This is a genomic window from Nostoc sp. DedQUE09, assembly GCF_034530915.1.
Lineage (GTDB): Bacteria > Cyanobacteriota > Cyanobacteriia > Cyanobacteriales > Nostocaceae > Nostoc.
The window spans coordinates 1-12,658 of record NZ_JAVRCE010000031.1; the positions used below are offsets into that span (position 1 = coordinate 1).

A 12,658-nucleotide genomic window follows, 5' to 3' on the forward strand; every position below is an offset into this window, starting at 1 on the left:
TTTTTCCCCTCAACACTTGCAATTTTACCTGTTTTAGGGAATGAAACAGCCCTGCTTTATAAGGGGGGATTAAGGGGGGTAAATCCAAGGTTTGGGTTTAATTGCCAGGATGTGTGTACACCGTAGCCTACAAGGAGAGGGGAGCAAAAACCCTATTTTTTCGTTACTCTTCCCTCTCCTTACGGAGACGCTTCGCGAACGTTTTTTAGGAGAGGGAGGCTGGGAGGGAGAGGTCTGTCGAACTCACGTTAATTTAGCTGTTCCCGGTTGGGAGCATCTCAATGAGTGTAAAAACACGCCTACCCTGGCGAATGGAAATCGCCTGGTATATTTGCAAAGGTGATATGCTCCCTCCTAGTTTCTGGCTGGGAACAATATAAACTGTGTTTACTGATAACTGTTAAAAGTCAGTTTTAGGAGTTTCTGTGCTATTAGGACTCTCTGTGGTTGGAGGTTGGTTAGTATCAGGAAGTTTCTGTTGGGTATTTTTCTGATTACCTTGATTTTTTAGCTCAGTTAGTGTCTGTTTCGCTAGATTTTCGGCTGCTTGTTTAAATAATGGTTCTATTCTATTTCGCCAATATTGAGTATTAGGCAATTTTTCTGGATGGTTTCTATAATCTAAAACTTTATCCCATTTACCATCATCTATTGCTTTGTTGATCTCATTAGATAATGCCTCCGCCTTCGCCCAATCTTCCTGCCACTGGTCAATCATTTTGCCTGTTTCTTGGATACCAGAAGCAGCATTTTCCGGAACCGATCTTAAAAGTGCGATCGCACCAATTATATCCCCTGAATCATACTTCTTTTTTGCTTGTTCTATAATATTGGCACTGTTATCATTAGGCTGCGATCGTTCTGATTTCCCAGCATCGTCAGTTGACCCCTTCGGCTTTTCTGATAATGGACTTACTACATCCTTAGATTTTGGTTTTGCCTTGGGAATTGTTCGAGTCGCAATTAAGCTACTATCATCTACAATCCTAGTTGCAATGCCCTTTTCACGCAGGCAAGAACCCCATTCCTGATTATTAGTTATCACATCCGAGTGTGCCCAAGCCGAACCACCAGATTTAAGCTTAACTTCTATCCAACCTCGTTTTGTCCGCTTGCCAGTAACCTCGAAATTGGTGTTATTCGCAACAGTTTGCACAATATTATTAGAATTTATCGAACTAGGTTCAGAACGGATATTAGAATTGCCGACGACAACGGCCGAGCATTTATTTGCTAAGACGGTATCCTTACCTGTAAGATTTAAAGCTAAATTTTTCACATTTGGATATACATTCGCTACCAAGGCAGCCGCACCACCTGCCAGTAATATGCCAATTAATATCGGCCAGGGGTCGGATTTACTAGAGTCTTTACGCGCAGGTTTAGCAGGGACAGGATTTGCTGGTGCTACTGCAATAGTTTGCAACCGAGATACTTGAGGCTGGGATTTGGCTACTTGGTAACTGGGATTTTTGGCGGCTTCTTGAGGTATGGAAAGTGCAGGTACAGGATTAATCACGTCTTTACACGCTTGCAGTGCTTCCGTAGCGTTTTGGTAGCGGTCTTTGAAGTGATAACGCACCATCTTGGACAACACTTCTGCCAGCCGATAATTTACGGTTACTGAATGCCGCCAGATAATTTCCCCTGTTTCCGGGTCTTCTTGCAATTCTGTTGGCTGTAATCCTGTTAATGCTTGAATGGCGATGATGCCAAGGGAATAGATATCGCTGTTGGGACGAGGTTTACCTTGCCCTTGTTCTGTGGGCATATAGCCAGGAGTGCCGATAACCACTGTAGCAGATGCTTGTCCGCCCACTGTCACTAGTTGTGTACGCAGTTGCTTCACTGCCCCAAAGTCTACTAAAACTAACTTATTATCTGAGGCGCGGCGGATGATATTATCCGGTTTGATATCGCGGTGAATCACGCCTTGGCGATGGACAAATTCGAGAATCTCTAGAACTTCCTGCAACAGTTGAACTACCTGGCTTTCACTCCAGCGCTTACCAGGTATCAGTTCTTCAGCTAGGGTATGTCCTTCAATATATTCTTGTACTAGATAAAATTCTTGGTTTTCGTCAAAATACGCTAGCAACCTGGGTATTTGGTCATGATTGCCCAGTTTTTCCAATGTTTCGGCTTCGCTGTTGAACAGACGTTTAGCAGTATCAAAAACTCTGGGGTCAGTTCCGGGTTTGAGGTGTTTAACAACGCAAATGGGATTGCCGGGTCGCCTAGTATCTTGGGCAATGTAAGTTTGACCAAATCCTCCCATCGCGAGGACTCGAATTACTTGGTAACGATGGTCTAGTAGCTTGCCTATCATGTTCACTCCCCAGAGTTATTACCTAATTTTCCAGCTGGTAATAAATATCTCCAAATTTTCTTCAATGAAATCCGCTATCTTGAGAAAAGATTTAGATTAAAAACGCAGCTTTTTAATAAACGCAGACTGTTTATTTTTCTTTTAGTGCCCCTGTTTATTACCAATGCCACCTAAAATAACAAATCCAGTTGCATGGCAGCAGGCTGAAATCCTCATGCAGCCTGCTTTCATTCGCGTTATCGACAACATCCGCAAGCAGCTTGATGAATCTTCCTGGACAGGAACTTACCATGATGTCCTGATTTGGCCGCCTAGCACCACTGATGAAATCAAAGCATTGGTGACTGAACTGTTGCGAGCAATGGAAACTGCAACGCCCCAAGAAGCAGATGAAATCAGAGGAACTCTGGCTCGTCTGCCGATGCCCCATCCAGGATATCATCTACGTTTGCAGCGTCAACAGCAAGAAGCGAGTATCGATTTGTGGGAACTGTGTTATGAAGTGTGTTTTCTTGAATACACACCACAGAACGAAGTTGCTGATATTGATACTAGTTTAATCGATGAATTCGGTGAAGTGGATTGGCTGCGTTTGGATGCTAAGTCAAAGGAGTTGGTTGAGCAGGCGTTTGCTAAATTGCCAGAGAGTTAAAGCCCTCAAAATAGAATTCTGGGGCTATACGAACCAAACCTAGCTGCGTGCGTGGGTTAATGAGCTTTTTAAGCCTGTCTTAGCCGCCTACCTAATAGTTTATACTGGCTTCCAATTATTTAAAGATGCTTGAATAGGAGCCAATTCGCTCAAATATTCATTAAGTTTTACTTTCTGAGTTTCAACAGTCGCAAGAATTTGCTCCTTTTCGGTCTCTCTAGTTTCGCGTTCTCTCAACACGCTGTCAAACTGCTCTTGAAACTTGTTCATGTATTCATTAATTTGCTGTTCTGCATGTCTGAAATCTTTCGATACCTGTTTATCAATAACTTTCTCTAGTAGGTGTTGGTTTTTTAAAACTTGCTCATCTATCTTTTGCTGAATTAACCTTGCTGTTTCTTTTAAGTCAATGTCGTAAACATTTCCTTGAATTGGAATATCAACATAATAATCTGGTTGACAGCAAGTCCCGCTTATCTTTTTTGATTTGTTTCCAATAATGACATCTTGTTGATGTTGAATTACTGCGTCAATACCTTTAAATTTAAATTTAGGAAATTGAATTTTATTAATATTAAGCTCAATTTCTAAACTTTGTCCCAGATAATCAGATAACTCATTTGATATCATTTGAATATCATTTTGGATTATTTGCACTAATTCTTCTCGGAATTTTGTTCCGTCCCTAACCAACCTATCTTGCGTTTCTAACCATAAATTTTGAATATGCGGAGCGCAAAATTGATTAATTGTGAGTTTAATCGTTTCAGCATCTTTTTTAGACTTAACTCTTATTTTATATGGATCAGCAATTTTAGTTTGCTCTATCTCCACATAAGAATCTTGGCTATTCAAATATTCAGGAAAAGATTTCGTAAGAGAATTTAATAAAGATTCTCCAACTTTAACACCTACTCTAAATATTTTACTTAAACCTCTTAAACCAGGAAAAAATTCAAGTATACCTTCAGTAAAATCCTCTATAATTCCTCCCAAATTATCTGTATTAAATTCTTGTGTTTCCATTTCTTGAGAGTTATTTGGAATTTTTGTTGTTTGAGATTTAGCAGACCTAGAGTGAGCAATCTGATCAATTTCATCTTGTATGTTAGTTTTAGCACCCTCAGCAAACATATTAATTCCTTTGCTAAAGCCCTTCATTAACTTCTGTTTTTGTTGCTCTACAGAGTTCTTGACATCTTCAACCTTTCTTTTAGCCGAAATAGCACGTTTTCTGTACTCTTCTACTTTTTGTTTAAGGGTTTCAATCTCCATCTCCCAGCCGATGAACCGTGTGTTCAGAGTATCTTCAATGGACTTACCTGCCTTAATAAGACTTGCCAAAACATCACTTAGAAGATTCCACCCAGAGTTTTGGACTACAGTTTGAATCACTGATTCTTCAATAGTCGGAATAAAACTATCTTTTAAAGCCCGTAGTGCAATTTTCTTTGGAGCAGGGGTTACAGAGTCGCCTTCCTCATTCTCTATCGCATATTTAGCACTAAAGAATCTTTTGAAATTCTTTAAATGGCTATCGCTGGCTGTATCTTGTTGGATTAATTTAGCTAAAAGTCCTTGCCATGCACTCGTAGGGTAAATTATGGGATCTGGAATGCCAAATCCTATCAAAGCCTGCTTCAAATCTGCTATTACATCATTAATGTCTCGATCTCCTTCTGCTTTTCGATCAACTTTGTTGAGAATGAAGTAGATTTTTCCTGTGTTATTTGCAAGAAATTCTCCACGCTGCGCTATCAAGTCTTGAAGCAACTCTGAATTAGTATTGTCCCTAAAAGATGAGTAATCTAAAACAAACAAAATAGCATCACATGTTCGCAGCGCTTCCAAAGCTGTTTGCTTGAGTGCAACTGTGCTAAAGCCTGCGGATTCCCACTCGTTGGGGCCTGGAGTGTCAACCAAGGTAAAACCAGTTAGTGATGACAGTTTGCTGATCGCTTCTATGGGATGCTCTAATTCAAAGCGTGTGGTATTGTCATGATTAGCTGTAGCTCGAAGCTTGTGAGTGTGATCTAAAAATTTTTGCCGAATCACACTAGAGTCACCTTCGGCAATAACAACAGGTTTCTTTTGCCCCTGTCGATACTCCAACAGTCTTGGCGTAGCGCTAGCGTCAATTGGTCGGATATCAGTACGGCAGACTGTACAGGCTTCTGATTCACTTGCCAGAACATCAGCGCCAATCACGGCATTCAAAAAGGTACTCTTGCCAGCCTTCATTGCTGCAATCACAGCTACCTGATACTTTTGCTCTTTCAATGCGTGTAGGGCTTTGTTGATCTCATCTTCGACATTCTGCAAACCTTTGGTATCGTCTCCTTCGCTGAGGCGGCCTTGGCGAATTTCTTGAAGGTACTGTAAAAGACGTGTGCCAGTGTTGTATATGCTGTTGTGTGCTGCTTGAAACTGTTCAGAGGACATAATTAATTATGTGAGGGAAAGTTTAGCTAAAGCACGTACAGCTTAAATTACTAATGAAAATACTTGCCTCAGTGATTGCACTGCCATACTAAAGGCGATCGCACCCCATCCTAATTAACTAATCATCCAGGTACTCGCATTCAAAGAAAGCTATATGAAGAATCTTGAAAAACTAGAAATACACTTAAGACCCCGTGCGACAGAAACAGTATCAATAAAGATACCAACAGATACATTGCGATCGCTCGAAAAAGTTGCAGATAATCGAGATATATCACTTCAAGCCTTGCTAAAGTTAAGTAAGTCGCGACAGCTTTAATATTTTCCACAAAATAACGATTTTCATTAACAAAAGAATGATTTTACTAACCACAGCTTAAATGTTTTTTACAAAATCACGATTTTCATGAACAAAATAATGATTTTGCTAACCACAGCTTTAATATTCTTCACAAAATCGCGATGTTGATAAGATTTTGATTAACGCTAGAAGAAAACCGGAGGTAGATTGAAGCCGCAAACGCTTATTTGCTAAGATTTCCAGTGCGACAACATTGAAACAGGGCAACTTCTCATCGCTATGCCAACATCTACACTTGACGATAAAGACGCAGCAGCTATCCAAGCCGCCAGAGTTGGGGTTGCAATCTGCGATCGCACCGCTTGGGGACGGATTAAAGTAGCTGGCGACGATCGCTTGAATTTCTTACACAACCAAAGTACTAATAATTTCCAAATACTCAAGCCAGGACAAGGTTGTGATACGGTTTTTGTCACTTCCACAGCCAGAACAATTGATTTAGTAACCGCCTACGTTAGAGAAGATGCAGTCATCTTGCTGGTTTCACCTAACCGTCGCCAGTTTTTGATGGAATGGCTGGATAAATATATTTTCTATGCCGACAAGGTGGAATTATCTGATATTACACAATACACCAATACCTTCAGCCTCATTGGCCCAGGAAGCGACGCTGTTTTAGAAAAGTTGGGTATTGGCGAACTTATTGGACAACCTTACGGTAGTCACCAAGTATACACAATCGCTCCGGCTGAGGGAGTGCGGATTGCTGTAGGTAGCGGGTTAGCTGCGCCTGGATACACCTTAACTTTCCCTTATACTGACAAAGAAACAGTGTGGAACAAACTGTTAGAAGCAGGAGCGGTAGAAATGAGCGATCGCGCTTGGGATGCTTTGCGAATCTTACAAGGCCGCCCCGCCCCAGATGCAGAACTCACAGATGATTACAATCCTCTGGAAGTTGGTTTGTGGCAAACAATTTCTTTTACTAAAGGTTGCTATATTGGGCAAGAAACTATTGCGCGGTTAAACACATATAAAGGTGTAAAACAACACCTGCTTGGTGTTCGCCTCAGCGCCCCTGTGGAAGTTGGAAGTGCGATCGCAGTTGGAGATGAAAAGGTCGGCAAACTTACCAGTTACACCCAAACTGCCGATGGTTACTTTGGACTAGGTTACATTCGCACCAAAGCTGGTGGTGTAGGTTTAAAAGTCAAAGTGGGAGAAACTGAGGGTGAAGTCATAGAAATCCCGTTTGTTTCTCACGAATATCCGTAAGTAGTTCAAATAAAAATATCTTTCTCTTTCTCCCTAGCACCGTAACAAAATTCATCTACCCAAGAAGCTATACTACGGGCATTTGTGGTTGGTAAATTCACTTTGCTTTTAACCTCTTGTGGTTGAATATTCGGTTCTTTGCCGTTGTTTTTAACTTCAGTAGTAATTGCTAGCGATCGCCCTGGTTTACCATTACTATTAATCTCAGTGGTAATTGCCAATGATGCGCCCACAGGGATTCGGGCAGGTGGTGCGTTGCTTTTAACCTCAGTAGCTAATGCCACAGATGGCATAGTTTTGGCTTTGCTGTTAACCTCACTGGTCATTGTCGCCGATCCTCGTGAAGGTAACTGGCCAGAGTGCCAGCGTACTGGTTGATATTCTCTTGGCAAACCAGAGGATGGCGTTTTTACCGGAGTGTCTGGAGCAATTTTAGTTGCAGCTACTACCAACTCCGGTTTGCGTGTGCGAACTACTTCAGTAGTAGCTGTAATCGATGGCATAAGTTCATCGGCGCGTGACAAGTTGGAATCTAGAGTATTGGCAAGAGAATGAGAGGCAATCTTGCTGGCACTTACAACCGATGACAGATGTTTATCCTCAGAATGCTTCTCATCTGCCAACTCGCTTTCAACTTGGCTTGTAGCCATAGAATGCTCTGATTTTATTAAACGTAACTCTTGATCAGGATTAAAGTTAAGACCTAAAGCGGCGACTATTTTATCTGGATCGTTATTCAGCTCCAACATAAAAGCAAGTATTTCATCAAACTGGGGTTCTAAAACAGACAGTGTTGCCAAAATAAAACCGGACAAAGGACGGCGCAGACCATCGTAAGTGGCCCAAATTCGCATTTTGACCAGCCAGGAAGTATTTTGCTTGTAGTAAATAAGCCACTTTTGTTTTAAGGATTGACGCAGCTGCTGGATATTCATTGGATGCCTCACTTCAGTCAACAAGATTGCAGACCTTGATATTTTTAATTAGCTTGATTTCTGGGGATGAAACCGATAATAAAGCATCTGTTTGACTCTTTGACCACCTAGCAAATGATTTTCTATCAGTAGAGATACTTCATCCGGTTGCACACCGCTATACCAGACCATATCGGGTAATATCAGCACCATTGGCCCATTACCACATTGTCCCAAACAGCTGCTAGCCGTTACAGTTACACCAGGGATTGGCAAAGCTGTAAAAGCTGCTAAAACCTTAGTTGCACCTTGCTTTTTACAAGTACGATTTTGACAGACTCGCACACATTTAGGAACAGAGTCCCGATCTATTTTTGAGAAGTCTGGTGGTTGAATGATGTTGGTCATTTGTTCTTTGTCATTTGTCATTTGTCATTTGCCAAAAGTCAGAAGTTGGAAGCTAATGACCAATGACTAATGACTAATGACTAATCTATTGCAAGTCCTTTTGAGGCTAGCCATTCAGAGTTGAATATCCGCGATTGATACCGGGAACCACTATCACACAAGATGGTGACGATGGTGTGTCCTGGTCCTAATTGCTTCGCTAAGGCAACAGCTGCCCCAACATTAATACCCGTTGAGCCGCCCATTAACAAACCATCTTTCCTCAGCAGTTGGTAAACTACTCGCAAAGCTTCTTGATCATCGATTTGGATGGCATCATCAGCAGGTGCGCCTTCCATATTGGCTGTGACACGACCGTTACCGATGCCTTCAGTGATTGAATTTCCTTCTATGTTGATTTCGCCAGTTTTGACATAGCTATAAAGTCCACTACCCAGCGGATCGGCAACAACACATTTAATTGCTGGATTTTGTTCTTTTAAGTACAATGCTACACCAGCATAAGTACCACCAGTACCTGTTGCAGTTGTCCATACATCTATTTTACCATCTGTCTGCGTCCAAATTTCCGGCCCTGTGGTTTCGTAGTGGGCGAGGCGGTTGGCTAAATTATCAAACTGATTTGCCCAAATGGCATTTTCCAACTCAGCTGCGACTCTGCCAGATAGCTTGACGTAGTTGTTTGGGTCTTTGTAGGGTACGGCGGGGACGGGACGAACTTCTGCTCCTAGTGCTGTCAGCGCGTCTATCTTTTCTTGTGACTGGGTATCGGGAATAATAATTAGGCATTTGTAGCCTTTGGCGTTGCAAATATGTGCTAGTCCAATGCCAGTATTACCAGCAGTTCCTTCTACAACGGTACCACCAGGTTTGAGTAGACCTTTCTTTTCTGCATCTTCGATGATGTAAAGTGCGGCGCGGTCTTTGACAGAACCCCCAGGATTGAGAAATTCTGCTTTTGCAAGGATTTCACACCCTGTTTCTTCGCTAAAACTGTTTAAGCGAATTAAAGGGGTGTTGCCAACAGCGCCAACGAAGCCATTCTTTATATCCATTTTGACTGTACTTGTGTGAGTCCCTATAAAAATTTTGGCTTATAGCTGTAGCATGATTTACAACTGATTTGCCTAAAATTCTATGATACTTACATTAGGCACCTTGCCGTTGGTGTACTCCCTATCTCACTCCTAACTCCCCACTAATTCACTTTCCGTAGTAAACCCTGGCATTACCGTATCCGAGCTTTCGCATATACTTGTTCCATTCCTCAGCTTGGAATCGATTGGGGAAAGGCCCGACTGCTACGTGTGGACCCCGTGGTTGCGTTCTTTCGAGGACTCCGCCAGATCGTCCTAAATCTTGGGTCAATCCGCCTAGATTCTGCCTAACTTGTGCTGCGATCGCAGGTAACTGTTCGGAAGTGGTGGGAATGGCGACATAATATCTAGAGACTCGCCTATTAGCATTTATATTATTGCGATCGTCTCTATAGTTATAGTTGCCATTGTCTGCATTTATTTCCTGTCCGTTACCAAAGCTGATAATTCGGGCGTTATATATGCCTAGTGACTGTAGCTCATTCACCCGTTGTTGGGCGTTGGCTACTCTGTTAAAAACTCCTGACTGAATTACAGTCCGACCTTGGAACTGGCGAATGTAAGCACTGGGTTCAATCTGACGTATGGCTTGTAGTGTTTGGAAATCACTACCATCAACATAAACTAAATAGCGCTCAAAGTTCTGGTTATATTGACTAAACTGTGAACGTTGAGAGGGCTGAAAGTTCTGCTCAAATTGATTGTTCGGTAATGGTTGAGAAGGCTGAAAATTCTGCTCAAATTGATTGTTCTGTAATGGCTGGGAAGGCTGAAAATTCTGCTCAAATTGAGTGTCTTGTACTGGTTGGGTGGGCTGAAAGTTCACTTCCGGTTGATTGAAGTCCTCTGCTTGACTTGGTTGTAACTGCGGTGATGGCTGTTGACCAAAAGGAATTGGCGGTAAAATCTCACCAGTTTCTTGAGCCAGTAGCACGTTGCTGTTGGAAATTTGTGCTTGCGCTGGGGTAGAGTCGGGAATCAGTACTAACCATCCTCCTACTAGCAAAAAAAGAAGTCTGATCGTAGGCTTCCAACCCTCAGAACTTCGGCGCCACATCTGAAATGGGATAAATTTACTTGATATTCCTCTCGACATAATAGTTAGAAAGTAGTCACAGTATTTTTTAGGTAATTTCCATCAGGAACTAATTAGTTCACCGTTGTAGCAACTATATAGCGTTAACGTAAAGTTACCTCATCTGCGTGGCAAAAAATACATCTGTAATTAATCTTAGATGAAGGAGTGAATAGCGATGTCTAGGATGGGCTACGCCGACGCTAATTCAAAGACTTGAAAACTGAAGTGCTTTAGTAGCAAGGCTTTGAAGAGTATATGCTACAATTGGACAACCACGCAGCTATCGTGTCGTGCTTTGTATGAAAAAAGTCGTCGTTGGTCTTTCTGGTGGCGTTGACAGTTCCACCGCCGCAGCTATCCTGCACCATCAGGGCTATGAAGTGATTGGTTTGACTCTTTGGCTAATGAAAGGCAAAGGTCAATGTTGCTCTGAAGGTATGATCGACGCGGCTGAACTCTGTGAACAACTGGGCGTTCCCCATCAGGTTGTAGATATTCGGGATGTCTTTCAGACGCATATTGTCGATTACCTGGTGACTGGTTACAGTGCAGGGATTACACCTTTGCCTTGCTCCCAATGCAATAAAACGGTGAAGTTTGGGCCAATGGTGCAGTATGCTCGTGAAGAATTGGGATGCGATCGCATTGCCACTGGTCATTATGCCCGCATTAGCTATGACGAATCAACTGGACGTTACCAATTATTAAGGGCTGTTGACCGTAACAAAGACCAATCATACTTTCTCTATGATTTGTCTCAAGATTTACTTGCAGCAACTATATTTCCTCTGGGTGAACTAGAAAAAACTGAGACGCGCCGGATTGCAACTGAATACGGACTGAAAACTGCTGACAAGCCAGAAAGTCAAGACTTATGCTTAGTGGAAAGTAACGGTTCCATGCGGGCATTTTTGGATAAATATTTAGCTCCCAAAACAGGCGATATTGTCGATACTACAGGCAAAGTTTTGGGTCAGCATGATGGTGTCCATCACTACACTATTGGCCAGCGCAAAGGCTTGGGAATTGCTGCTGCTGAACCGTTGTATGTGATTGAATTAGATGCGAAAAATAATAAAGTAGTAGTAGGCGATCGCACCAAGGTAACTCAACCAGAATGCACTATCGGACGGGTAAATTGGGTTTCCATTGCTGAACCATCCACCCCAATTCATGCCGAAGTGCAAATTCGCTATCGTTCAACGGCTACACCAGTGACGGTGATTCCGTTAGAAAACTCCCGTGTGCGTTTGGTGTTTGATGAACCCCAATTCAGCATTACCCCCGGACAAGCGGCGGTGTGGTACGACGGCGAGAAAGTGTTAGGTGGCGGAATAATTGAACAGTTTACTTAACAATTAATCGCTGATGTAGAGACGTTGCAATCCAATGTCTCTTTAATTATGTCGAAGAATCATCTTCGGTATTGGGATTTTGCAAGATATCCAAAATGCGATGATTTTCTGTTTTTAATCCGCGAACTTCTGCCTGCATTTGCAAACCTTTTTCTTTACATAAGCTCACATAGCGTCAGGTAGAGATCCTATATTGATACTTTTCACTAGTATTACTTTTCTAATTTTTACTCGAACATATCATGGCAAAAATTGCCATTTATTGACATATCAGTATCAAATTGCAGCAACGAATTTTAACAAGCGATCGCACGCTGCCAGCAATTGTACAATCAACTGTTAAGCATGAGTACCTACACTTCTAAGGGGTCGATAGTTTGGATATTTTTTACTGAATTCTATTTCAAGCACCAGGATCTCATTTTTAATTTGTTTCGATTGGTTATCGTATAACCAAGGTAGCCAATACAGGGTTTTATATACAGACAATGGAGCAATGTTTATATGAGCTTTGATAATCTCAAGTACTCGTCTATGACCTAAACCTGGTAAAACTGCTTTAATCCACCACTTTACTGAACTTGCATCACCGTAAACAAGTCCTTTTTCGAGAATCACTTCTAAAAAAATGGGCTTGAGTTGCGAACGCTTGGCTAATTCGCATCCTTTCCAAGCATTTGCACTTAGCACGCGCCAAACAAAGGTAAATTTCTGCTCGTCATCAAGTTGATGAAGCCATTTCAGTAACTCATTTTCTTGTTTTGAGTCCATTCGTTCATCAGCGTACTCTATCGGGTCAAACATACT

11 protein-coding genes are annotated in these 12,658 nt (G+C 42.0%); 4 read left to right on the forward strand and 7 right to left on the reverse strand.

All coding sequences use genetic code 11. The annotated features are described in order from the left end of the window. Positions 1 to 400 precede the first annotated feature (400 nt). Complete coding sequence (locus tag RMY27_RS19670) at positions 401 to 2,329, reverse strand: serine/threonine protein kinase (RefSeq protein ID WP_322666013.1); 1,929 nt, start codon at positions 2,327 to 2,329, stop codon at positions 401 to 403. 163 nt (positions 2,330 to 2,492) lie between these two features. On the opposite strand from RMY27_RS19670, the gene RMY27_RS19675 reads away from it, so the two are divergent. Then, positions 2,493 to 2,981 carry a hypothetical protein gene (locus RMY27_RS19675; RefSeq protein WP_322666015.1) on the forward strand — a complete coding sequence of 163 codons (489 nt, stop codon included), beginning with the start codon at positions 2,493 to 2,495 and terminating at the stop codon, positions 2,979 to 2,981. A 99-nt stretch (positions 2,982 to 3,080) separates the two neighbouring features. Here the strand turns inward: RMY27_RS19675 and RMY27_RS19680 are convergent, their stop codons facing one another. Next, positions 3,081 to 5,423, reverse strand: a complete 2,343-nt coding sequence (locus tag RMY27_RS19680) for a dynamin family protein (protein ID WP_322666017.1) — start codon at positions 5,421 to 5,423, stop codon at positions 3,081 to 3,083. A gap of 154 nt (positions 5,424 to 5,577) precedes the next feature. On the opposite strand from RMY27_RS19680, the gene RMY27_RS19685 reads away from it, so the two are divergent. Together RMY27_RS19685 and RMY27_RS19690 are read left to right on the forward strand one after the other, a co-directional pair. Further along, positions 5,578 to 5,742 (forward strand): hypothetical protein, encoded by a 165-nt coding sequence (locus tag RMY27_RS19685; RefSeq protein ID WP_322666019.1) that lies wholly within the window; start codon positions 5,578 to 5,580, stop codon positions 5,740 to 5,742. Positions 5,743 to 6,003: 261 nt separating this feature from the next. Beyond that, positions 6,004 to 6,999 carry a folate-binding protein gene (locus tag RMY27_RS19690; RefSeq protein WP_322666021.1) on the forward strand — a complete coding sequence of 332 codons (996 nt, stop codon included), beginning with the start codon at positions 6,004 to 6,006 and terminating at the stop codon, positions 6,997 to 6,999. 5 nt (positions 7,000 to 7,004) lie between these two features. Here the strand turns inward: RMY27_RS19690 and RMY27_RS19695 are convergent, their stop codons facing one another. The 4 genes from RMY27_RS19695 to RMY27_RS19710 all read right to left on the reverse strand — a co-directional run bounded on the left by RMY27_RS19695 (position 7,005) and on the right by RMY27_RS19710 (position 10,475). Continuing rightward, on the reverse strand, positions 7,005 to 7,934 hold the full coding sequence (locus tag RMY27_RS19695; protein ID WP_322666023.1) for a DUF5331 domain-containing protein: 930 nt from the start codon (positions 7,932 to 7,934) through the stop codon (positions 7,005 to 7,007). A 48-nt stretch (positions 7,935 to 7,982) separates the two neighbouring features. Beyond that, on the reverse strand, positions 7,983 to 8,321 hold the full coding sequence (locus RMY27_RS19700; protein ID WP_322666125.1) for a (2Fe-2S) ferredoxin domain-containing protein: 339 nt from the start codon (positions 8,319 to 8,321) through the stop codon (positions 7,983 to 7,985). Positions 8,322 to 8,401: 80 nt separating this feature from the next. Next, positions 8,402 to 9,376, reverse strand: a complete 975-nt coding sequence (locus tag RMY27_RS19705) for a cysteine synthase A (RefSeq protein WP_322666025.1) — start codon at positions 9,374 to 9,376, stop codon at positions 8,402 to 8,404. 148 nt (positions 9,377 to 9,524) lie between these two features. Continuing rightward, positions 9,525 to 10,475 carry a hypothetical protein gene (locus RMY27_RS19710; protein ID WP_322666028.1) on the reverse strand — a complete coding sequence of 317 codons (951 nt, stop codon included), beginning with the start codon at positions 10,473 to 10,475 and terminating at the stop codon, positions 9,525 to 9,527. Between the two features lie 320 nt (positions 10,476 to 10,795). Here RMY27_RS19710 and mnmA point away from each other — a divergent pair, with 320 nt between their 5' ends. Further along, the gene (gene mnmA / locus RMY27_RS19715) at positions 10,796 to 11,851 is read left to right on the forward strand and encodes a tRNA 2-thiouridine(34) synthase MnmA (protein ID WP_322666029.1); all 1,056 of its coding nucleotides are present in this window, start codon (positions 10,796 to 10,798) and stop codon (positions 11,849 to 11,851) included. A gap of 339 nt (positions 11,852 to 12,190) precedes the next feature. Here the strand turns inward: mnmA and RMY27_RS19720 are convergent, their stop codons facing one another. Beyond that, a complete protein-coding gene (locus RMY27_RS19720) occupies positions 12,191 to 12,655 on the reverse strand; it encodes a hypothetical protein (RefSeq protein WP_322666031.1) in 465 nt (154 codons plus the stop codon). Positions 12,656 to 12,658: the final 3 nt, after the last annotated feature.